The following is a 20,891-nucleotide window of genomic DNA, read 5'->3' as shown; positions in this document are numbered from 1 at the left end:
AGCGATGGGGTTACGGGTGGGCCGATGACACAGCCGAAGTCACGGCCGCCGCTGCGGCCACTCCACCACGCGCGGCGCCTTCGAGGGAACTCGAGTGCAAGGCTTCGCCGGCGAGCAGGAGACCAGGCACCGAGGTGGCAGCCTGTGGGCGAGTAGCCCACCAACCGGGTGGCTGGGCGAACTGTGCATAGGGTACCCGCCAGATGGCCACGCGTTCGAGCTGCGTCTCGCCGGCCGGCGCGCCATGCAGACGCAGCAGTTCAGATTGCGCGCGCGCGTCAAGTGTGGCGTCGTCGAGCGCGGCCGCCTCGCCGAGACAGGTCGCCGCAATCAACGGGCGCCCGCTGGCCGAGTACTCCGGCGCCACATCGGTCAGCGTGATGGCATGGCTGACCACGGCATCCTGGTCGGCGTTGAGCCACAGAGCCCGACCGGGAATGGGTGTCCTGGCAGCCGTGTAGTACAGCGTGGTGCAACCGCGTGACGCTGTCGGCAATCCGAGGGAGAGCCCGACCGACTGTGCCAGTTGCGCCGTGGCCGGCGCCTCGGTGGCCAGCACCACCTGCGACGCCCCATGCACAGCGCCATCACTCGTCACGACACCCGACGCCCGTCCACCATCAACCAGCACCCGTTCCACACGACGTGTGGTGTGCACCGTGCCCGGCGCGAGTTGTGCCGCCAGATGTGCGGAGATGGCGCCGATACCCGCCGCCGGCACCACCGTGTCCCCCTCGGCCAGCATGCGGAAGGTGAACAGCAGAATGGAGGCGCTGGTGGACAGCGTGCGATCGAGCAGAATGCCGCCGTAGAACGGGGCAAAGAAGCCGTTGATGGCGGCCTCGCTGAAGCCGCGCTGTTGCAGAAACGCCCGCGTGCTCAGCGCGGCATGTGGTCCGGTAAAACACTCGTCGAGTGAGAGGCCACGCGCGTGTTGCCTGAGCGCCAGCAGCCGCATTTTGTCACCCAGCGAAATGACCGACGCCAACAAGGTATCCAGCAGCAGACTCGGATCACGCCAGGCATCACCCACCAGCGCCGCGCGTCCGTTGCGCGAAATCATCGCGCCCGGAATGAATGGTCGGTACGCCAGCGCCGACGCATCGAGATAGCGATTGAGCGTGGGGTAGGCGGTGAACAGCACCTGAAAACCGTGATCGAGCACGAAGCCGTTCTGCACCGTGCTGCGCACCCGGCCGCCCACCTCGTCGGCCTGCTCAAAGACCTTCACCGGCACGCCGGCCCGCTGCAGCTCGATGGCGCAGACGAGACCGGCGATACCGGCACCTACAATGATGACGGGTTCCGTCATGCGTGCACTGCGGAGGAATGACCGTGCATCACTGAGGGTCGTGCCTGATCAGAAGCGGATACCGAAGACGATGGGCAGCCAGTTGGCGCTGTCGTCCTCACCGAACACGTTCACGAAGCGCGCTTCGGCAAAGGTGGAGAAGCCGGAGAGCTGGAAGGTGAGGCCCGCGCCGGCCTGAATGGCCAGATCCGTATTGCTGAACTCCACGTCTGCTCCACCGAACGACGCCTTCGACTTGCCGTTGTGCATGCCGACGCCACCGAGGATGTACGGCTTGACAGAGCTGCCCGAAGTGCCAAGGTCAAACACGACGTTGCCCATGAAGCCGAGCGAGCTGGCGCTCACCCCATCGACTTTGCCGCTCCAGCTGTCGTAGCTCACGTCACCACGCAGACGGAAGGCCTTGAGGGCGGCGGGCTTGAGATACACGTGACCGGCCACGTTGTAGCCGGCTTCCACGCCGTCGCTCAGGTCGCCCATGGGAAGGGACAGGCCACCGGAGACACCGAAGCCAATGGTCTTTTCGCTGCTGGCCTGGGCGGTGAGCGAGGCAGGCAGCGCGAGGGCGGCCAGAACGCCGAGGGTACGAAGGGTACGCTTCATCGAGTACCTCCAAAAAGGGGAGTGACAGGTTTGTCGAACATGGCGCAGGCGGCCTTACCCCGAGGCCGCTGCATTTGTTACGCCAAGGCGCCGGTCAATTGTTCAGCGGGGTGACGCCTACTACAAAATACTCGGTCTCACCGAAGCACGACGATGGCACCCCGATGTGCTGTTCGTAATCCACCGCGACACGACGACCACTCAACTGCTCCAGCACATGTGCAATGGAATCGCTGCGCACCGTGAAGGCAAAGCTGTCGCTGCGAAAACCCTGTGCGACGTCCGTATACAGCGTGCCTTCCCAGGTTTTGCAGAGCCAGCCTTTGCGAGAGATCTTCTGCACGTAGCCGGCCCGCTTGCCGCTGGAGTAGGTGATACTGAGGGCCAGCCAGGCCCAGGCCGTCATCCCAATGGCAGGTACGCCAAGCAACACCGCCAGGGAGGCCGCCAGCCAGTGGCGCCGCAGGAACGAGCGCCGGGGTGGTGCCGGTTGAGCAGGGGGCGGCGCGACTTCGGCCGTCGGATCGGCGCTTTCGCTGCCTGCGTGGGCGGGTTCGGGAGAATCGGGCGGCGCGGGCGAGTCAGAATCCATATGCGGAACTTGGGGGCCTCTGCCGGGACGCGCTAGCTTATGGCAGGCCCTGCCGCGCCGCGGGGCGGATCTCTTCTTTCAACCGGAAACGTCTTCGTGTCACACGCCTCTTCGGGCTTCGGCCATCGCCGTCCCACCGTCACCGTCAAGGTGCGCGGGGTCGCCGTGGGTGCCTCGGCCCCGATCGTCGTGCAGTCCATGACCAACACCGACACCGCCGACGCCGCCGCGACGGCCGACCAGGTGGCGGCGCTGTTCGAAGCCGGGTCGCAGAAGGTCCGCATCACGGTCAACAACGACGAGGCCGCGCAGGCGGTGCCCGAGATCCGGCAGCGGCTCGACGACCGCGGACTCGATGTGCCGCTGATCGGTGATTTCCATTACAACGGCCATCTGCTGCTCACCAAGTACCCGAAGACGGCGGCGGCGCTCGACAAGTACCGCATCAATCCGGGCAATGTGGGCACGAAGCATCGCGATACGAACTTCACCACCATCGTGCAGGCGGCCGTCGATCACGGCAAGCCGGTGCGCATTGGCGTGAACTGGGGCTCGCTCGATCAGGACCTGCTCACGCAGATGATGGACGCGAACGCCGCGTCGGCCACGCCGCGCGATGCGAAGGACGTGTACATGGATGCCATGCTGGAAAGCGCGCTGCGCTCGGCCGCTCTGGCGGAAGAGGTGGGCCTGCCGCATGACCGCATCATCGTCAGCGCCAAGATCTCGGTCGTGCAGGATCTCGTGGAGTGCTATCGCCGTTTGGCCACGCGCTGCGACTATCCGCTGCATCTTGGCCTCACCGAAGCGGGCATGGGCAACAAGGGCGTCATCGCGTCCGCCGCTGCGCTGTCCATCCTGCTCAGTGAAGGCATCGGCGACACCATTCGTGTGTCGCTCACGCCCAAGCCGGGTGGCGACCGCCGCGAAGAGGTGTACGTGGCGCAGCAGATCCTGCAATCGCTGGGCCTGCGCTCATTCGCGCCGCAGGTGACGGCCTGCCCGGGCTGTGGTCGCACCACCAGCACGTTCTTCCAGAAGATGGCGGAAGACATCCAGGGCTATCTGCGCGAGCAGATGCCGGTGTGGCGCGAGACGCTGCCCGGCGTGGTGGACATGAAGGTCGCGGTCATGGGCTGCGTCGTGAACGGCCCCGGCGAGTCGAAGCACGCCAACATCGGCATCTCGCTGCCGGGCACTTTCGAGGAGCCCAAGGCACCAGTGTACGTGGACGGCAAGCTGTTCACGACGCTCAAGGGTGACCACATCGTGCCCGAGTTCCTCGGCATCCTCAACGACTACGTGTCCCGCACGTACGGAGCGCGCTGAGCCAGTCCGCGTGAACCGTTGGCGATCTGGTCGCGACACCGGCACTCGTTGCGGCCGACAGATCGTCAACAGCTCACGCGGAGAACCAAGAGTAAAGGAGAACGCAGAGAGAAGCCGTTGGGGTCGAACCGCCTTGTCGCGGATGACGCGGATTGGGCGGAAACCACACGGATCAGACATGAGAACCAATCAAAAAATGATTGGCGCCTCTGCGTTCTCTGCGGTTCTCCTGCAGTTCTCTGCGTAAGCTGTTAGCGGTCCAGTCGTTACGCCGATCCTCGCTGCCTACGCGAGATCGTCACCGCCCCGGCAGCACATCAATGCCACCCGCCTGCTGCCCCACGTCCACGCGGGCCACGGTCTTGAGCGCCGTGAGATCGATAATTTCCACCGTGCCCGGCTCACTGCCAATGCCCTCCACGGACACGAAGGCGTAGCGATCGTCGTCGGAGATGGCCACGCCATGCACCACACGACGCTGCGTGGGCAGCGTTGCCAGTGTGGCGCCGGTCTTGGTGTCGATCACCGACACACTCTGGCCGCGCTTGTTGGTCGCCACCAGCCGGCTGCCATCACGCGTGACGGCCAGATTGTACACGCCATTGCCCGCCGGAATGCGGCGCCGCATGGTCCACGACGCCACATCGATTTCCACCAGGTCGCTGGTGCCGTTGCAGGCCACCCAGACTGTGCGGTCGTCCGGACTGGGCTGCGCCCAGGTCGGCGAACAGGTCGTGCTGCCCGCCGCCGGCTGCGCCGTGCCATGACCACTCATGTCATGCCCCGCATGCGCCGACGCGGCCGCGCGCACCGGTGCACCCGTCATGCCATGCTCACTGCCCTTGGTGAGCACGAAGTGCCGCGCCACCTGCAGCCCGTCGAGATCGATCTCCACCAGCATGTCGTCCATCATGCAGGCCGAGTAGTGCCGCGTGCCGGCGCGGTTGATGCGCGAGCCATGCGGCATGGTGCAGGTGGGAATGCGCGCAATCTCCTGCAGGCTGTCGGTGCGCACGATGCTCACATCGCTTGGCACCATGTCGCCATGCAGATTGAAGTTCACGGCCACCACTGTGCGGCCATCGGGCGAGACCTGCAGCGTGGCGGGGAAATTGCCGAGCATCACCTGCCCCGCATACGCGTGACTCTGCGCATCGAACTTCCACAGCACGCCATAGGGCGTACCATGCGCCGTGGTCACATAGTAATGCGCGCCATCGGGTGAGACCCCGAGGCCGTGCGGCCCATCGGGGTCGGCCAGCATCACCCCCACCTCCTGCGTGCGCACCACCTTGGCGCCCTGCGGACCAAACTCCACCACGGACACGTGGTCCACGCTTTCGCTGGCCACGAGCACCGTGTAGGTCCGGGAGGATGCAACAGGCGCGGCCTGTGCGGTAACCGGTGTCGCGGCGGGCAGCGCACCGGCCAGCGACACCAGCACGCTCAGCGCCTGAGCACGAATCGCCTGCATTCGCAGACGGCGCACACCCAGGCTCCTCATGGCACGATGGCGTTCTTCTTGGGCTCGGGCTTGGGTTCCATGCGCACGATCCACAGCCCGTTGTACATGTCGTTCACGTAGGCCAGGCCGTTGCGCACCACCACACCCCAGGTCATGGCCGCGTTCTTCACGTAGCCATCGAGATCGGCCGTGTGCACATGCACCATCTCGCGCTGCTGCGCGCGCAGGTCGCCGCGCAGTTCACCGCTGATGTCAAAGGCGCGGAAGCCCGCGTTGTACGCACCCATGTACAGCGTGTCACCCGCCACCCACACGTTGTGCACGCCGCCGAACTCCGGCTCGTAGAACGCCACGCTGCGCGGCTTGGCGATGTCCGACACATCGATGACCTGCAGACGACCGTAGGCGCGGCCCGCCGAGGCGTCCTTCGCGCCCTTCACCGGCGACGCCGGGAAGACTTCGTCGGCGATGAACACATAGTTCTTGTGACGCCACGCCGTGTGCGTGCCGCGGATGAACCCGGGGCCGCCAGCCGCTTCCACCTGACGATACAGGTCGTTGAGGTCGTACTTGTACTGCGACACCAGCTGCGGGTTGCTGGGCGACCCGCCCTTCACGCCATTGCCGATGTCGAGAATCACGAGGCCGTCGTTCCAGTAACTCAGGTAGGCCAGGCCATCCTGCACATCGATGTCATGCAGCGAACGCCCCGCGTCCGGACGAGGCGTCTTCCACACCGCCGCCGTCTTCGGATTGCACGGATCGTTCCAGTCGATGATGTGAATGGCGCCGGTGCCATCGTTCGTGAGGTAGATGTGCGTCCCGAACTTCTCCTGCTTGTAGACGAAGGTGCTGTGCACGCCGCCCGTGAGTCCTTCGGTGAAGTCGGCGCACTTCTTCGGGTGCAGCGGATCTTCAAGTGACGCGATGACGATGCCGTTCTTGCGGTCGCTCGCGCCTTCACGCGTGAACACCAGATGCGAGCCCGACGGATTGGTCATGATGTCGTTCACGCGACGCGTGTTCTCGACAATGCTGTCCGTGACCACCGGCTTGGCCTTGTTGCTGATGTCGATGGTGAACATGCGGTCGCCGCCCGAGCCCGTGCCGAGGTAGGCGATTTCGCGCGTGGGGTGCAACCACACCTCTTCGGTGGTGAAGCCCGTGCGCGGCAGACGGCCCACCACCGTGGCCGGACGACGCACATCACGCGGCGTCAGACGAATGACGGTCTGCGCACTCTGCGTGCCCAGTGTGGCCGTCACCACATACGTGCCGCCTTCGTAGCCCGTGAAGGCGCCATCGCTGTCGATGACGCCCTGCCCCGGGCTGAAGCTCCAGCTGGGCGTGACGCCGGTAATCGGCTTGCCGGCCGCGTCGCGCGCATTGACCGCAAACCGGATCACGTCGCCCGTGCGCGCCTCCTTGCTGCTCGGCGTAATGCTGAACGCACCAACGCGCGCCGCCACCACCTGCACCGTGTGCGTCTGCACCGCCTGATCCACACGCGCGGTGAGCGTGGCCCGTCCCACGGCCTTGGCTTCCAGCAGACCATCGGCGTTCACCACCGCGACGGCCGGATTGCTGCTGCTCCAGGTCACGCGGTCGGCGCGCGCGTCACCGGCCGCGCTGAACACCCTGGGCGTGAGCGCGATGCGCTGACCACCCACCAAACGCGTCGGCGCCCCATCGAGTGCAATGCGCGCCGCCGGACCGGGTACCATGCGCACTTCCACCCGCTGCGTGATGGTCGGCTGACCCGGCACCTGCGCCACCACCGTTACCGGCAGCGTGCCCGTGGAGCCCGACATCACCAGACCATCGGGCATCACGCGGCCTTCAAACACTCCACCGGCGCCAACGAAGCGCACCTGCGCGTTGGTGAGCGGCTGCCCGTCGGCGCCGAGTACGCGTGCCTTGAGACGCAGCGTGTCCTGCGCAATCACCACCGGTTCGGCCGGTGTGACTTCGAGACGGGCGCCGTTGGCCGGCGGCTGCGACGGAGCCTGCAACATCGTGGCGGACAGCAGCATCAACAACATGAGGCGAATCTCCGGTGAGTTGGTAACAGCTCAGGCCAATGGCTCAGGCCAATGGCTCAGGCCTGCTCGAGCCCCAGCGCCGCGGCCTCGAGCTCATCGACAATGGGCGCGTGAAAGCCGACTTCGCGCAGGCGGTCGACCACACGGCGGTACCAGCGCACCGTGCCTTCGCGGCCGGCGGCAAAACGTCCCCACACCGTTTCGGGGAAGGCCGTGCGACGCAGATCGGACAGCACACTGTTGGCGTTGTGCAGCTTGTCGGCCGCACACACCCAGAGCGCTTCGCCGTCGGCGCGGCCCAGTCGTTCGAGATAATCCGCCTTGCGATCGTCCGACGACAACTCAATGCCGTCGTCATCGTGCTTGCGCTGCGTCACGGCCAGCACGGCGTTCAGCACCGTGTTGCCGAACTTGCGGCCGATGCGTTCTTCGAGCATCTCGCGGGTCATGCCCTCCCGCACGCAGTCCTCCACCACGTCGTGCAGGATGCCGGCCACCACCGTGTCCTCACTGCAGCCGTAGCGCGTGAGGATGATGGCCACGTTGGCCGGATGCGTGAGGTAGGGCAGTCGTGTGCCCTTGCGAACCTGCTGGTCATGATGCTTCGCCGCAAAGGCGAAGGCATGGTTGATCCGATCGGAGTACCCGGTCATGGATCCCGTGTGCTGGGCAGGGAGGCGATACGGCACCGAGACGGCGCCAGCCGCCGCCACACGCCGTCCGGAGTGTGGGTCGTGCGTGTGCGAGTGTACGCGAACTTACGCCGTGCGGGCGAACCAGGCCACCAATTGTTCGAGGCCGGCCACATCGGCATCCCCGAAACTGTCCGGCACCGGCGAATCGATGTCGAGGACGGCAATGAGCTCACCCCGGGCATTCTGCACCGGCACGACGATCTCGCTGGCCGAACGCGCGTCGCAGGCAATATGACCGGGGAAGGCGTGAACGTCCGGCACCACCACGGTGCGTCGCTCGGCCGCCGCCGTTCCACATACGCCGCGACCAAAGGCGATTTCCTGACAACCCAGTGAGCCCTGATACGGACCCACGCGCAACAGCTGGCCCGGCTCCACCACCCGATAGAAGCCCGTCCAGAGATAGCCGAAGGCGTGATGCAGCAGCGTGGCCGTTGTGGCCATGCCGGCAATCACGTCGGTGCTGCCCTCGAGCAGCAGCGACTGCATCTCGAGCAGCTGGCGGTAGGCGTCTTCGCGCGGGACCGCGCGCAGATCGGGAATGACGGGTTCCATGATGGATCAGCGAAGGATCAGCGAAAAACCAGCGATGAATCAGCGGAGCAAGAGCACGCGTCCCACGCGGCAAACAGGCGGCAACCGTTCGCGGCAACCGTTCAGCGCAGCGGGCCGATGAGCACGATGAGGCGGTAGTCGAGCAAGGCCAGTACAAGGCCCTGGATGCAGACGGCGAAGCCGGCACCAACCAGTCCGAGACGACGCCCGAGACGCCACCCCGTGAGCATGAGGGTGACACCGACCGCAGCATACCCGATATCGAGCCCGGTGTTCAGCCAGAGAAAGTTGACGAGACGCTGCGCTCCGGCAAAGTCACGCAGCGTCAGACCACGCCAGGCCCAGAGGGCAATGAGACCGTTCACTGCGCCCCATGCCGCCGTCTGGATGCCAAAATGTCGCAGCATGGGCGCGTCCATGCGGCGCACGATGACCGCCGCCAGCACCGCCGTTCCGCCCACGATGCACGCGGCCGCCCACACCGCGAGCCGCAGCACATGCCCCTGTTCGAGGCCCAACAGAGTGTCTGCCCACATGCTGCGGAGACTAGCCGGGCCGCCCCGATGCGACCAGCCTGTTCGGCGCAGTCGCGCCCCCCCCGGCCATGACCTGAGAAAAGTTCAGGGGCCGCGCCCCTGTCCACAGCACCAGCGCCCGGGGCTGACGTCCCGCCGCAACAAGGCTCCGAAGCGCCGCGTCCAGCCAGGCTATCGGCGTCACCCCCGCGCGCAGCACCAGCACCACATCACGCACCGCCGGCACCGTGCGCGGTTCGGCCTGATCGGACAGCAGCACAACCAGATCGTAGCCGCCCAGCTGACGACGCAATGGTTCGGCCACGGCCGACAATCGCGCACCACGATCCGGCCACAACAGATCGACCACCTGATCCGGACCAACAATCAGCGCCTGACTGTCATCCCAGAGGAAGTCCGCATCATCAGCAAGATCAGGCCGACGCTCGGCGCGGTGCTCGGCGCGACGACGCGGCGCCTGCGCGAGCAGTGGTTCCAGGGTGCGCCCGCGCCTGGTGCCATCAACCAGCACCGTCGCGCGCGATTCACGCGCCGCCACCGCGGCCAGTTGCACGGCCGCCTGACCGGCCAACACCGGCTCCTGCGCCAGCACGTGCACCTGAGGCACGACATCGCCGGTATTCGACAACAGGAGGTGCAGCAGCGACCACGCCTCCTGGTGATCGGCCGACGCATCCAGCACACGCAGTCCGGTGCGTGCACTCAATTCCACGGCGTCGGCTACCACGGGCTGCCGGAACTCGCGCCACAGCGCCACCAGCATGCCAACGGCCACGCCAATCACGGCTGCCGCAATCACCATCACCCAGGGCGGCAGCAGCACACTGTGCTGCGCCCGCAGGGCCGCACGCTCTTCAGCGCGCGCCGCATTCGCCGATCTGGCTGCAGACAGATTGGAGTCGGCCAACGCGGCGGCCTGAATGGCGGCGCCCTGTGCCAGGATCACCGACGAATCCACCGGCATGCTGTCCGACACCTGCAGGGATTCGGCGCGGGCGACCAGTTCACTGCCACGGGCCACCAGCTCACGCGTGAGTGTGGCGTACCGTGCGTCGGGTCCACTCAACGCGGCGCTGGCTGCGCGCGCCGTATCCAGTCGCGCCATATCGACAAACAGCGACTGCGCACGCGCATCCTCGCGCAGCACCGGCGACTCGGCCAGCGCGCGATAACTCTCCATCAATGGCGCGCTCCGCGCACGCGCCACCAGCGCGCCGAGCGAGTCCTCACGCGCCGCCCGCGCACGCAGCGAATCGAGTTGCTGCGTCGCCAGTTGCTCGGCGCTGCGCGCTTCAGTGAGCGCGCGCAGCCAACGCAGCGTGTCCGCGTCGGCAGGCACCTGGCGCAGCGCCTCTGCGAGCACTTGATCGGCTCGCCGCGGAATGAGCACGAGCACCAGCAGCATGACCACCATGGTCAGCATGCTCACACTGCCAATGAGCAGACCGCGACGCAACGCATTGCGAGTGCGGGCGCGCAACCAGAGTGTGCGCGAAATCGCGGGCCGGGACGTGGCAGAGCCGTACGACGCCATGCTCAAAGCTAGTGAAATGCACGAAGGGCCGACGCGTGTGCGTCGGCCCTTCGGGTCCTGCAGAAGTCTTGCGACTTACTGGACCGTGACCTTGCCCTTCATGTTCATGGCGAGGTGCGGCGTGCAGAAGAAGTCGTACGTGCCAGCCGGGACGTTCGCGAACGACACCACGTAGGCCTCGTCCGGGTTGAGCAGCATCTTGCCCGACAGCTCACCAGCCTGCTCCGGCATGTTGGCCAGGAGGGCCGACTTCGCTTCCGGCGACAGCGTGGCCGGGTCGAAGGCCACGTTGTGCGGGCCGCCGCTGACCATCACGAAGCGGATGCCGTCGCCGGCCTTGATCGTGATTTCCGCGGGCTCGTAGCGATAGCCCTGACCATCACCCACCATGTTGATCGTGTGCGTCGTGCCCGTGATCGCCGCCGGAGCGCCGGCCGGAGCCGCCGCCGCCGCGGGCGCCGAGTCAGCCGCCGGAGCGGCCGCTGCGGCCGTGTCCGTCGTCGCACTGTCACCACCACCGCACGCGCCGAGCAGGATCGCCGCGCCCGTCACCACCGCAAAGCCGAGAAACCGCATGTCGAGAGGCCTCCAGAGCCTAATCGAAGAATTCTTCTACAGGAGAGTCCTGTGCTCGCAGGGCCCTGCGAGCCTTGTGAAGTTATTCACAAAGTCCCCTGGCGCCAAGTCCCCTACGGTTCGTCCCCTTGACGCCCCGGAACCCACGCGCTAGCCTCAACGGACTATGCCTGCTTTCCGTTCCGCGCACCATCATACGCATCATGGCCATGGCCCGACGGGTCAGGGCGCCTTGTGCGTTATGGGGTAGCAGATCGCGTTCGCTCCCCGGAACCACGGCGACCTCAGGCCCGTCCATTCGGACGGGCCTTTTTTGTTGCCCGGCACCGGATGCCCCGAGAGACCCGCCGTTCCGTACTTCTGACCTCTACGAAGCCAACTCCATGCTGCGCATCGCGTTACCGAACAAGGGCCGCCTCAGCGAGGACACCCGTGAGCTCTTCAACGACGCCGGACTTGAAGTCCGCTCCTCCGGCGAACGGGCCCTCACCGCGTCCCTCGGCGGTGAGTTCGAAGCGATTTTCGTGCGGGCCCAGGACATTCCCGAGTTCGTGGCCGACGGGGCAGCCGACGCCGGCGTGACCGGCTGGGATCTCGTGAGCGAGTCGGGACGCGACCTCGTGTCGCACCTCGACCTCGGCTTCGGGCGCTGCCGGCTGGTGGTCGCAGCCCGGGAGGATGCCGGGGTGAAGTCGGTAGACGACATCGGGCAGGACGGCGCCCCGGCGCGCGTGGCCACGGTGTTCCCCAACATCGCGCGCCGCTTCTTTGCCGAACGCGGCCGACCGGTCGACATCGTGCCGGTGTCGGGCGCGGCGGAAATCGCACCGCACTTGGGCATTGCCGATGTGGTGGTGGATCTCACGTCGACGGGCTCCACGCTGCGCGTGAATGGACTGCGCGAAGTGGACACCGTGCTGCGCTCGAGCGCGCATCTCATCACGGCGACGGGCGGACCGCGTGGCGGCGATGTCGCGCGTGCGCGTGAGATGGAGGATCTCGTGACGGCGCTGGCATCGGTCATTCGCGCGCGTGGTCAACGTTATCTCATGGCCAACGTGCCGCGCACCGCGCTGCAGGCCGTGCGTGAGGTGCTGCCGGGCCTCAATGGTCCCACCGTCATCGACATTGCCAATCACGGCACCTTCGTGGCGGTGCACGCCGTCGTGGCCGCCGACACGATCTATCGCACCATCTCGCAGCTGCGTGCCTTGGGTGCCGAAGGCATTCTCGTCACGCGCATCGAACGCCTGGTGCCCTGAGCCAGTCATGACCATCGTCACCACGGCCCTCGCGCTGCGCGCGTTTGGTGCGCTGTCGTCGCTCGACGCCGACACACGCCGCGCGCTCGAAGATCGCAGCAGTACCACCGACCCCGGCGTGCGTGAACGCACGCGCGCCATCATCGACGACGTGCGCACACGCGGCGACGACGCGCTGCGCGAGATGGCGCGTCGCTTCGATGGCGTGTCACCTGACGTGTCGCTTGAGCGCCTCGATGTACCACGCGCCGCATGGGATGCCGCGCTCGCGGCACTCGATCCATCGCTGCGCGCCTCGCTCGAACGCGCCGCGCGCAACATCGCCAGCGTGCACGCAGCCTTCCGGCCCACAGAGACCATCACCAGTCCCGAGCCGGGCATCACCGTGGGCCGTCGTCCCGATCCGCTCGAACGCGTTGGCATTTACGCACCCGGTGGTCGTGCGGCCTATCCGAGTTCGCTGCTCATGGGCGCCATTCCCGCGCGCGTGGCCGGTGTGCGTGAAGTGATTGTGTGCACACCGCCAGGCGCTGATGGACAGCCCTCGCCGGTGGTGCTGGCCGCGGCCGCACTCGCACAGGTCGATCGCGTGTTCGTGCTGGGCGGTGCCGGTGCCGTCGCCGCCATGGCCTACGGCACCGCGTCCGTGCCGCGTGTCGATCGCATCATGGGGCCGGGCAACGCCTATGTGGCCGAGGCCAAGTTGCAGGTGGTGAATCAGGTGGCCATCGATGCACCGGCGGGGCCCAGTGAGTTGCTCGTGCTTGCCGATAGCAGTGCCGATGTGGAGGCCATCGCGCGCGAAATGCTCGCGCAGGCCGAGCACGACCCTGATGCTGCCGTGCTGGCCGTATTGTTTGGTGACGGGGGCGCTGTAGCGTCGCAGGCGGCGGGACTGCGCGATGCGCTCGAGCGTCAGGTGGCCACCACGCCGCGCGGTGAGGTGGTGCGGGCATCACTCGCCGCGCGCGGTGGCGTGGTGTGGTGCACCACGCGCGACGAGGCGGTGAACTTTGCCAACGCCTGGGCCGCCGAACACCTGCTGCTGGTGGTGCGTGATGCGCTGCGTCAGTCCACGCTCGACCTGCTTCGCGCTGCCGGAACGATTTTCGTGGGCGCGTCGAGCTCGGTGGCCTACGGCGATTACATGACGGGCGCCAATCACGTGCTGCCCACGGCTGGTGCCGGCCGCAGTTACTCGGGCCTCTCCACGCTCGACTTCGTACGCTGGACCACATGGCAGGAAGTCACGCCGGCTGCCGCGGCGTCTCTGGCCGACGACGTGGGACGTTTTGCCGATGCCGAAGGACTGCCCGCGCACGCAGCAGCGGCGCGGGCCTGGGCGGGTGCGTCGGGCAACACGTCGATATCGGCGCAGTCAGAAGAGCCACGCGATCGCCTCGCCTTTGCACGCGCGCTGTACGATGCTGTGCCGCTCTACGACCCCAAGCGTGCGCCCGTAGCGCTCGATCTCACCGACAACACCAACTTGTGGGGCTTGCCACCCTCGGCAGAACGCACGCTGCGTGAAGCGCCGGTATCGCGCATCACACGCTACCCGTCGCTCTATGCCGCTGACCTCAAGGCGGAACTGGCCGCGTATGTGGGCAGCACGCCGGAGCGGCTCGTAACCGGTTGCGGCTCCGACGACATTCTCGACAGCGCCATGCGCGCCTTTGGTGAGCCGGGCAGTGTCGTGGCAGCCAGCGAGCCCTCGTTTGCCATGATTCCCATCTTCGCGCAGATGAACGGGCTGCGCTACGTGGGCGTCACCGAGCGCGCTGACCACCAGCCAGACATCGACGCGCTGCTGGCCGCGAAGCCACGCATTCTCTATCTCTGCAGCCCCAACAATCCCACCGGCGCCGTCACGGCGCGCGCCACCATCGAGCGCGCGGTGCGTGAAGCACCGGGTGTGGTATTCCTCGACGAAGCCTACGCTGAGTTTGCGGGCGTCTCGGCCGTCGATCTCGCCAACACCGTGGACAACCTGCTCGTCATTCGCACCATGTCCAAGGCCTTTGGCCTCGCGGGACTGCGCATTGGCTATGCCATTGGCGCCCCCGCATTGGTGCGCGACGTGGAGAAGTCACGCGGCCCGTACAAGCTGAGTGCGCTGGCCGAGCAGGCCGCACTCTCGGCGCTGCGTGATGACCGCCTGTGGATTGACGAGCATGTCGCGCTGGCCGTGCGCAATCGTGAACGCCTCATTGAAGCGCTGCGCGCGCGTGGCTATGCGCCACTGACCTCGCACGCCAACTACGTGTGCGTGCCGGTGGCAGACAGCGTGGCCTTTGGTCAGGCCTTGCGCGAGCGTGGTGTGGCGGCGCGACCGTTCCCGGGCTTGCCGCACGTTGGTGACACGCTGCGCATCAGCGTGGGGCCGTGGGAGCAGGTCGAACAGTTTCTTGCGGCGTTTGACGCGGTGCGGCAGGACGCTGTGCGGCTTGGCGCCATACCGCAAGGCGCGGCACAGGAGAATCGCGCATGAGCACGCCCACCGTTCGTGCTTCCGTGTTCGACTACGGAGCCGGCAATCTGCACTCGCTCATCAAGTCGCTTGAGGCGGGTGGTGCGGAAGTACGTGTAGATACCGACCCCGCAGCCGCGGTGCGCAACACCGACGCACTCATTCTGCCCGGTGTCGGCGCCTTCGCGCCCGCCGCCGAACGCCTCGCGCCGGGTCTCGCGCCCATGCGCGAGGCCCTGCAAAATGGTCTGCCGGCCCTTGGCATCTGTCTCGGCATGCAGCTCCTGTTCGACGCCAGTGACGAAGGCCCGGGCGAAGGCCTGGGCATCGTACCTGGCCGCGTGCAGCGTCTCGAAGCCACGCGTGTACCGCAGATTGGCTGGAACGGTCTGCAGGACGTGCGCGACGCGCTGCTCACCAACAGTGCACTCGACACGGCCTACTACGCCAACAGCTACGTGTGTCGGCCCACAGCAGACGGCGAAGCCTTTGTGACCGCGTGGAGTGAACACGAGGGTGACCGCTTCCCCGCCAGCGTGCGGCGCGGCAATGTCATCGGCACGCAGTTTCATCCCGAAAAATCCAGCACTCCCGGCGTGGCCTTCGTGCGCGCCTTCCTCGACTTTGCAGCCAAGCAGCGGAGCATGCGATGATCGCCATTCCAGCCGTGGATCTCCGCGGCGGTTCCTGTGTGCAGTTGGTCGGCGGCGACTACGACGCCGAGCGCATTCGTCTGGACGATCCGCTGTCGGTGGCGCGCGAATGGACACGCACGGGCTTTCCGCGTCTCCACATCGTGGATCTCGACGCCGCCACAGGGCGTGGCAACAATCGCGACATCATTCGTGACCTGCTGCGCGACGCCAGCGTGCCCGTGCAGGTGGGCGGCGGCGTGCGAGATGAGGCACAGATCGAACGTCTGCTCGATGATGGCGCCAGTTTTGTTGTAGTGGGCACGCGCGCCGTGGAAGACGAATCGTGGCGCGAGGAGATGGCCAATCGTTTTCCCGGCCAGCTCATCGTGGCTGCCGATGTGCGCGAACGGCGTGTGGTAACCAAGGGTTGGGCGGAAACCTCGCGCCTCGATGTGCTGGACTTCGTGGAAGAGCTGAACGCGCTACCGCTGGCCGGTGTGCTGGTCACCGCCGTGCATCTCGAAGGACAGATGCAGGGCACCGACCTGCCGCTCATGGAAGACGTGGCCGAGGCCAGTCGCTGGCCCGTGCTGGCCTCCGGTGGCGTCACGTCGTTGGACGATATGCGAGCGCTCGAACACCGCGGCCTGGCCGGCGCGGTACTGGGCATGGCTTTGTACACGGGCGTGATCGATGCACGCCGACTTGCCGAGGAGTTTGGCGCATGAGCCGCAGTGCAACCGTCGTGGTGCGCGAGAGCAACGAAACACAGATTCGCATCGGCCTCGATGGAGCCGGTGTGGAGTCGAGCATTGCCACCACCGAGCCCTTCCTCGACCACATGCTGGTGGCGCTCTCGCGCTATGCTGGCGTGGCCTTCAACATTCAGGCGCGCGGTGACCTGCGGCATCACCTCATCGAAGACGTGGCCATCGCGCTTGGCCAGGCCTTTGCCGCGCACATCCCTGCCACCTGTGCACGCTACGGCGAGCGCACGGTGCCCATGGATGACGCACTGGTGCAGGTGGTGGTGGACATGGGCGGACGGCCCTACTACCGCGGCCCGCTGCCGGCCAAGCTCTACGATCACTTCTTCCGTTCGTTCGCCGACAACGCGCGTGCCACCATTCACGTGCGTGTGTTGCGTGGCACCGACCGGCATCACATCATCGAAGCCGCGTTCAAGGCCCTGGGCTTTGCGCTGCGTGAGGCGCTCGTGGAGACCGGCGCCGTGTTCAGCACCAAGGGCGCGGTCAAGCTTGATGTTTCGGGCGGTGCCGCATCAGGCGGGGCGCGCTGATGCTCACACGGCGAGTCATCGTCTGCCTCGACGTGAAGGGCGGACGCGTGGTGAAGGGGGTGAACTTCGTGGGTCTGCGCGACGTGGGTGACCCGGTCGCGCTGTCCACGCGCTACGAAGCCGAGGGCGCCGACGAAATCACCTTTCTCGACATTTCGGCGAGCGCCGAAGAGCGGGCCACCCTGCTCGATGTGGCGCGTCGCACGGCTGAACAGCTGTTCATTCCCCTCACCATTGGTGGTGGCGTGCGCACCGCCGACGATGTGGCGCGCGCGCTGCGTGCCGGCGCCGACAAGGTGTCCCTCAACTCGGCGGCCGTGTCCAACCCTGAGGTGCTCACGGCCGCGGCCGACCGGTTTGGTGCGCAGTGTGTGGTGGCCAGCATCGATGCCAAGAAGAACGCCGACGGCGTGTACAAGGTGTGGGTGAAGGGCGGACGCGAAGAAACACCGCTCGAGGCGGTGGCCTGGGCACAGGAATGTGTGGCACGCGGTGCGGGTGAAATTCTGCTCACCAGCATCGATCGTGATGGCGCGCGCACCGGCTACGACCTGGACATCACGCGGGCCGTGGCCGATGCGGTGAACGTGCCCGTCATTGCGTCGGGCGGCGCCGGCTCGGCGCAGCACCTGGTTGATGCCGTGCAGCAGGCCCATGCCGACGCCGTACTGGTGGCGGGCATTCTGCACGATGGACTCACCACGGTGCAGGCACTCAAGCAGGTCATGCGTGATGCGGGTCTCGTGGTGCGTGGCTCGCCGTCTGCACCTGGCGTGGCGGCATGAGCGAAACGCCAGAGCAGCTCATGCAGGCGGCCGCCGAGGTGGCGCGCTTTGCGTCGCGGGTGGCCATGCGCTGGTATCGCGCTGAGTTCAACGTGGAAGCCAAGGGCGACGGCTCGCCGGTGACCATTGCTGATCGTGAGGCGGAACGTCAGGCGCGCGAGTGGCTTGCTGCGCGCTTCCCGCAGGATGGCTTGTTTGGCGAGGAGTTCGAACCCGTGCGGCCCGATGCGCGTCGGCGTTGGATTCTCGACCCCATCGATGGCACCAAGGCCTTTGTGCGCGGTGTACCGCTGTGGGGCACGCTGGTGGCCTGCTGTGAAGGCGACACCGTACTGGCAGGCGCAGCGTGCTATCCGGTAGTGGACGAGATCATTGCCGCCGCGCCCGGTGAGGGCTGCTGGTGGAATGGGTCGCGTGCGCGCGTGTCCGCCGTGTCATCGCTGGCTTCGGCTACGGCGCTCATTACCGACGAGCGCTTTCCTGAACATCCCCTGCGCCGAGAGGCGTGGCGTGCGTTGTCGGCAGAGTGTGGCGTGAGCCGCACCTGGGGCGACTGCTATGGATATCTGCTGGTGGCCACGGGCCGCGCCGAAATCATGGTGGACGACATCATGAACCCCTGGGATTCCGCGGCGGTGGCGCCCATCATCACCGAGGCGGGTGGTGTGTTCACCGACTGGCGTGGTGCGTCCACCGCGTTTGGTGGCGATGTGATTGCCACCAACGCGGCCCTGTCCGACAACGTGCGGCGTGTGCTGTGCACGCCCGACTCTCTTGGCGCATGACAACACTGCTCGATCTCGACAGCCTCAACTTCACCAAGGGCAACGGCCTCGTGACTGTAGTCACGCAGGACGCCAACAGTGGCGTGGTGCTCATGGTGGCGCATGCCGACCGCGAGGCGCTGGAGCACACCCTGCGCACGGGCGAGATGCACTATCACTCGCGCAGTCGTGGCCTGTGGCACAAGGGTGGCACCAGCGGCAACGTGCAGCGCGTGGTGTCACTCACGGCCGATTGTGACCGCGATGCGGTGCTCGCGCGTGTGCTGCCGGCGGGGCCGGCCTGTCATGAAGGCACCACGTCGTGCTTCCGCGAGGAGGCGCTGCGGGCTGAAGTGTTTGGCGCGCTCGACGCGACCATTGCGGCGCGTCAGGCAGCCATTGCAGCGGCTCCGGCTGCGGAGGGTAAGCCGAGCTACACACAGAAACTGCTGAGCGATCGCAACCTGCGCCTCAAGAAGTTGGGCGAAGAGGCGGTGGAGCTGGCCACGGCCTGTGTGGATGGCGATCGGGCGCGCGCGGCGGAGGAGGTGGCCGATCTCGTGTACCACGCACTGGTGGCCCTGCGCGCGGTGGGCGGCAGTGTGGACGACGTGCGCTCGGTGCTGGCGGCGAGGGCGGGGTAGAGCCGCCAGCATTTCCCGGTGTTTTTGGCTGTGACTACTTGACCGTAGGTGCGGAGACTCCTCTGCGATAACATCCCCGCCTCGACACCTAGCGGCGCACATGCTTCCCAATCCAGGTAGTGTCTGACCCTGGATGCAACAGACTGTACAAGGTGTCCGACCGGAGAAGAATGACAGGCGGACCCGAACTGTGCGCACTCCACTGCTCGCCGCGCCTGATCATGAGCACCTGCGGATCGCCGTAGTTCCGCACACCGCGAACATACGTGAATGCGACCTGTTTGGGGTCGCAGATGAGACCCTGAACGACATCGTATTGCTTGATCGATTCAAACGGTCGCGCGCGATTCGGTGGACTTGCAGGAGACGGAAGTCGCGGGGGAGAGTAGCCCTGATAGTGCACCTTGTGAGAGCGCCACATGGCACCGACGGAATCAGTCTCCCAGATGCTGTCCCCTATCGTTGCCGCTGCATACAGAGTGGATCCGCATGCGGCAGCCCACACCTGGAATACACTCTGCCATCTTGGATCTTCCGGAGTCTCGCCAACCGGGATTCCCTTGAAGACCGTAGTCCTCCTCTGAAACTTGCCCTCCAGATTCAATTCCACAATCGACGATTCACGCTGATCGCCGGTGGAGACCACGATGGCGCCCGGCCGAGCCAGTGACATGCTGGAGATGAATGAGACGCTGTCCATCTGCACCGAGTACAGCAGGGTGTCATCGCGATATCGGTGAAGACGCCCTCCACCCTCGCCAATCAAGAGCTCCGAGCCAGGCAGCGCCACTACGTATCGTGGCTCACGGAACTCACCGGGACCATCACCGGTCCGTCCTAGCGACTTGAGGAGCTCGCCCTGACTCGAGTAGATCCGCACGGTTCGTTCCGATGCGTCAGCGATGATTATCCTGCCGCCGCTGTCGACGGCAATGCCCGAGATGCGGGCAATGGGTGCTGCATCTGTCGACTCAAGCCGCACGGAATCAACCGTGAGGAAGCCTGTCGAGAAGGTCATTGGGCCGGCGGGAGTCTCGGATGGGTTCGTCCCGCTCTTCTTTTCGAAGCACCCGGAGAGTGCAATCAGCGCGAGTGCGATGCCCGATATTTGAACCAGAGCCGTTGTGAGCGAAGGCATGCGTGAAACGAGAGCTGGAACTTTCATGTCTTTGGGGATTCAGTGCGTGAAGAACGTTGAGCCTACACTTGCAGACCCGCCTGCTACTTGCAGTGATGCACCAACGCTGGTCACTCTCTACCAGTGGGCTATTGATCGGGCGGCAGCAAGCCCGACGTTTGCGGAGAACTGACCTCGCGTATTGGATATATCAACTCCCTCTGATCGAACTTCGCCCCGGTCATGCCGCTGTTGGCCGTGCACAGCCCGCCCACGACTACTGCCCCGGCCAAAGCAAAGGCCGGCACTGCATCAAAGGACCGACCAATGAGGCCACCCATAATGCCTCCAACGACGCCGCCAAGCACACCGCACACCACGGCCAGTGCCAACACGACCGGTGTGCCACCATCAGAGCGATCGGCCCACACGGAATCCACTGCCGCAAGCGGTTCAACTCGCACACCACTCCGGGTTCGGATGGTGAGGTAAAGGGAATCGACCGCCTCCACACGACCCGTCATCGGCGCCCAGCCACCTGCATATGGTATCGACCGGGTAGCGTCCATTAGTGGCATCGGTGCAAGTGCGCGCCGCTCCTCTACCAGGGATTCCCAAACTGAGTCTCCGGGAACTCCGGCGCGACTCACGTCTAACAGGGTGCTGAGAAAGCCG

21 protein-coding genes are annotated in these 20,891 nt (G+C 66.0%); 9 read left to right on the top strand and 12 right to left on the bottom strand.

Features of this window, described 5'->3' with window-relative positions; genetic code table 11:
• Positions 1 to 10 precede the first annotated feature (10 nt).
• The 3 genes from B2747_RS12510 to B2747_RS12500 form a co-directional block, all read right to left on the bottom strand.
• Positions 11 to 1,312, bottom strand: coding sequence for an NAD(P)/FAD-dependent oxidoreductase (locus B2747_RS12510; RefSeq protein WP_291161314.1), 1,302 nt, complete (start codon positions 1,310 to 1,312; stop codon positions 11 to 13).
• Positions 1,313 to 1,360: 48 nt separating this feature from the next.
• On the bottom strand, positions 1,361 to 1,915 hold the full coding sequence (locus B2747_RS12505) for an outer membrane protein (RefSeq protein WP_291161312.1): 555 nt from the start codon (positions 1,913 to 1,915) through the stop codon (positions 1,361 to 1,363).
• 94 nt (positions 1,916 to 2,009) lie between these two features.
• Positions 2,010 to 2,507: a hypothetical protein gene (locus B2747_RS12500; protein ID WP_291161310.1), complete on the bottom strand. Its 498-nt coding sequence runs from the start codon at positions 2,505 to 2,507 to the stop codon at positions 2,010 to 2,012.
• 96 nt (positions 2,508 to 2,603) lie between these two features.
• Between B2747_RS12500 and ispG the strand changes: the two genes are divergently transcribed.
• Positions 2,604 to 3,836, top strand: coding sequence for a flavodoxin-dependent (E)-4-hydroxy-3-methylbut-2-enyl-diphosphate synthase (ispG, locus tag B2747_RS12495; RefSeq protein ID WP_291161307.1), 1,233 nt, complete (start codon positions 2,604 to 2,606; stop codon positions 3,834 to 3,836).
• Between the two features lie 298 nt (positions 3,837 to 4,134).
• Here the strand turns inward: ispG and B2747_RS12490 are convergent, their stop codons facing one another.
• From B2747_RS12490 to B2747_RS12460, 7 genes are all read right to left on the bottom strand, one after another.
• A complete protein-coding gene (locus tag B2747_RS12490; protein WP_291161305.1) occupies positions 4,135 to 5,325 on the bottom strand; it encodes a YncE family protein in 1,191 nt (396 codons plus the stop codon).
• 11 nt (positions 5,326 to 5,336) lie between these two features.
• A complete protein-coding gene (locus B2747_RS12485) occupies positions 5,337 to 7,343 on the bottom strand; it encodes an Ig-like domain-containing protein (protein ID WP_291161302.1) in 2,007 nt (668 codons plus the stop codon).
• A gap of 56 nt (positions 7,344 to 7,399) precedes the next feature.
• Positions 7,400 to 7,996: an HD domain-containing protein gene (locus tag B2747_RS12480; protein ID WP_291161300.1), complete on the bottom strand. Its 597-nt coding sequence runs from the start codon at positions 7,994 to 7,996 to the stop codon at positions 7,400 to 7,402.
• 105 nt (positions 7,997 to 8,101) lie between these two features.
• Entirely contained in the window at positions 8,102 to 8,593 is a 492-nt protein-coding gene (locus B2747_RS12475; protein ID WP_291161297.1) for a GAF domain-containing protein, read from the bottom strand.
• 101 nt (positions 8,594 to 8,694) lie between these two features.
• A complete protein-coding gene (locus B2747_RS12470; RefSeq protein ID WP_291161294.1) occupies positions 8,695 to 9,129 on the bottom strand; it encodes a DUF6992 family protein in 435 nt (144 codons plus the stop codon).
• Positions 9,130 to 9,139: 10 nt separating this feature from the next.
• Positions 9,140 to 10,663 (bottom strand): hypothetical protein, encoded by a 1,524-nt coding sequence (locus B2747_RS12465; RefSeq protein WP_291161291.1) that lies wholly within the window; start codon positions 10,661 to 10,663, stop codon positions 9,140 to 9,142.
• A 75-nt stretch (positions 10,664 to 10,738) separates the two neighbouring features.
• Positions 10,739 to 11,239, bottom strand: a complete 501-nt coding sequence (locus tag B2747_RS12460; RefSeq protein ID WP_291161288.1) for a plastocyanin/azurin family copper-binding protein — start codon at positions 11,237 to 11,239, stop codon at positions 10,739 to 10,741.
• 383 nt (positions 11,240 to 11,622) lie between these two features.
• On the opposite strand from B2747_RS12460, the gene hisG reads away from it, so the two are divergent.
• Genes hisG through hisIE form a run of 8 tightly spaced genes read left to right on the top strand, consistent with a single transcriptional unit; the run spans position 11,623 to position 19,099 of the window.
• A complete protein-coding gene (gene hisG, locus B2747_RS12455; protein WP_291161285.1) occupies positions 11,623 to 12,501 on the top strand; it encodes an ATP phosphoribosyltransferase in 879 nt (292 codons plus the stop codon).
• A 7-nt stretch (positions 12,502 to 12,508) separates the two neighbouring features.
• A complete protein-coding gene (gene hisD / locus B2747_RS12450; RefSeq protein WP_291161282.1) occupies positions 12,509 to 14,992 on the top strand; it encodes a histidinol dehydrogenase in 2,484 nt (827 codons plus the stop codon).
• Complete coding sequence (hisH, locus tag B2747_RS12445; protein ID WP_291161279.1) at positions 14,989 to 15,624, top strand: imidazole glycerol phosphate synthase subunit HisH; 636 nt, start codon at positions 14,989 to 14,991, stop codon at positions 15,622 to 15,624. The genes hisD and hisH overlap by 4 nt, the downstream gene beginning before the upstream one ends.
• Positions 15,621 to 16,334 (top strand): 1-(5-phosphoribosyl)-5-[(5-phosphoribosylamino)methylideneamino]imidazole-4-carboxamide isomerase, encoded by a 714-nt coding sequence (gene hisA / locus B2747_RS12440; protein ID WP_291161276.1) that lies wholly within the window; start codon positions 15,621 to 15,623, stop codon positions 16,332 to 16,334. The genes hisH and hisA overlap by 4 nt, the downstream gene beginning before the upstream one ends.
• Positions 16,331 to 16,906, top strand: coding sequence for an imidazoleglycerol-phosphate dehydratase (locus B2747_RS12435; RefSeq protein ID WP_291161273.1), 576 nt, complete (start codon positions 16,331 to 16,333; stop codon positions 16,904 to 16,906). The genes hisA and B2747_RS12435 overlap by 4 nt, the downstream gene beginning before the upstream one ends.
• On the top strand, positions 16,906 to 17,691 hold the full coding sequence (gene hisF, locus B2747_RS12430) for an imidazole glycerol phosphate synthase subunit HisF (RefSeq protein ID WP_291161271.1): 786 nt from the start codon (positions 16,906 to 16,908) through the stop codon (positions 17,689 to 17,691). Before B2747_RS12435 ends, hisF begins: the two co-directional genes overlap by 1 nt.
• Positions 17,688 to 18,476, top strand: coding sequence for a histidinol-phosphatase (gene hisN, locus B2747_RS12425; RefSeq protein WP_291161268.1), 789 nt, complete (start codon positions 17,688 to 17,690; stop codon positions 18,474 to 18,476). The genes hisF and hisN overlap by 4 nt, the downstream gene beginning before the upstream one ends.
• On the top strand, positions 18,473 to 19,099 hold the full coding sequence (hisIE, locus tag B2747_RS12420) for a bifunctional phosphoribosyl-AMP cyclohydrolase/phosphoribosyl-ATP diphosphatase HisIE (RefSeq protein ID WP_291161265.1): 627 nt from the start codon (positions 18,473 to 18,475) through the stop codon (positions 19,097 to 19,099). Before hisN ends, hisIE begins: the two co-directional genes overlap by 4 nt.
• Before the next feature lie 88 nt (positions 19,100 to 19,187).
• Here the strand turns inward: hisIE and B2747_RS12415 are convergent, their stop codons facing one another.
• A complete protein-coding gene (locus tag B2747_RS12415) occupies positions 19,188 to 20,237 on the bottom strand; it encodes a 6-bladed beta-propeller (RefSeq protein WP_291161262.1) in 1,050 nt (349 codons plus the stop codon).
• Positions 20,238 to 20,365: 128 nt separating this feature from the next.
• Complete coding sequence (locus tag B2747_RS12410; RefSeq protein WP_291161259.1) at positions 20,366 to 20,740, bottom strand: hypothetical protein; 375 nt, start codon at positions 20,738 to 20,740, stop codon at positions 20,366 to 20,368.
• Positions 20,741 to 20,891 lie beyond the last annotated feature (151 nt).

The sequence above is a fragment of the Gemmatimonas sp. UBA7669 genome (assembly GCF_002483225.1).
In the GTDB taxonomy this organism is placed as follows: domain Bacteria; phylum Gemmatimonadota; class Gemmatimonadetes; order Gemmatimonadales; family Gemmatimonadaceae; genus Gemmatimonas.
Note: the sequence above shows the minus strand (reverse complement) of the source record. Positions and strands in the feature narration are given on the sequence as shown.

Bases quoted from the DNA above. Each gene is read 5' to 3' on its own strand.
- B2747_RS12485 (WP_291161302.1), bottom strand. From the start codon at position 7,343: ATGTTGTTGATGCTGCTGTCCGCCACGATGTTGCAGGCTCCGTCGCAG.
- hisA (WP_291161276.1), top strand. From the start codon at position 15,621: ATGATCGCCATTCCAGCCGTGGATCTCCGCGGCGGTTCCTGTGTGCAG.
- B2747_RS12475 (WP_291161297.1), bottom strand. From the start codon at position 8,593: ATGGAACCCGTCATTCCCGATCTGCGCGCGGTCCCGCGCGAAGACGCC.
- B2747_RS12465 (WP_291161291.1), bottom strand. From the start codon at position 10,663: ATGGCGTCGTACGGCTCTGCCACGTCCCGGCCCGCGATTTCGCGCACA.
- hisIE (WP_291161265.1), top strand. From the start codon at position 18,473: ATGACAACACTGCTCGATCTCGACAGCCTCAACTTCACCAAGGGCAAC.
- B2747_RS12510 (WP_291161314.1), bottom strand. From the start codon at position 1,312: ATGACGGAACCCGTCATCATTGTAGGTGCCGGTATCGCCGGTCTCGTC.
- hisN (WP_291161268.1), top strand. From the start codon at position 17,688: ATGAGCGAAACGCCAGAGCAGCTCATGCAGGCGGCCGCCGAGGTGGCG.
- B2747_RS12480 (WP_291161300.1), bottom strand. From the start codon at position 7,996: ATGACCGGGTACTCCGATCGGATCAACCATGCCTTCGCCTTTGCGGCG.
- hisD (WP_291161282.1), top strand. From the start codon at position 12,509: ATGACCATCGTCACCACGGCCCTCGCGCTGCGCGCGTTTGGTGCGCTG.
- hisG (WP_291161285.1), top strand. From the start codon at position 11,623: ATGCTGCGCATCGCGTTACCGAACAAGGGCCGCCTCAGCGAGGACACC.
- B2747_RS12460 (WP_291161288.1), bottom strand. From the start codon at position 11,239: ATGCGGTTTCTCGGCTTTGCGGTGGTGACGGGCGCGGCGATCCTGCTC.
- hisH (WP_291161279.1), top strand. From the start codon at position 14,989: ATGAGCACGCCCACCGTTCGTGCTTCCGTGTTCGACTACGGAGCCGGC.
- B2747_RS12435 (WP_291161273.1), top strand. From the start codon at position 16,331: ATGAGCCGCAGTGCAACCGTCGTGGTGCGCGAGAGCAACGAAACACAG.
- B2747_RS12500 (WP_291161310.1), bottom strand. From the start codon at position 2,507: ATGGATTCTGACTCGCCCGCGCCGCCCGATTCTCCCGAACCCGCCCAC.
- hisF (WP_291161271.1), top strand. From the start codon at position 16,906: ATGCTCACACGGCGAGTCATCGTCTGCCTCGACGTGAAGGGCGGACGC.
- B2747_RS12410 (WP_291161259.1), bottom strand. From the start codon at position 20,740: ATGACGGGTCGTGTGGAGGCGGTCGATTCCCTTTACCTCACCATCCGA.
- B2747_RS12505 (WP_291161312.1), bottom strand. From the start codon at position 1,915: ATGAAGCGTACCCTTCGTACCCTCGGCGTTCTGGCCGCCCTCGCGCTG.
- B2747_RS12470 (WP_291161294.1), bottom strand. From the start codon at position 9,129: ATGTGGGCAGACACTCTGTTGGGCCTCGAACAGGGGCATGTGCTGCGG.
- B2747_RS12415 (WP_291161262.1), bottom strand. From the start codon at position 20,237: ATGCCTTCGCTCACAACGGCTCTGGTTCAAATATCGGGCATCGCACTC.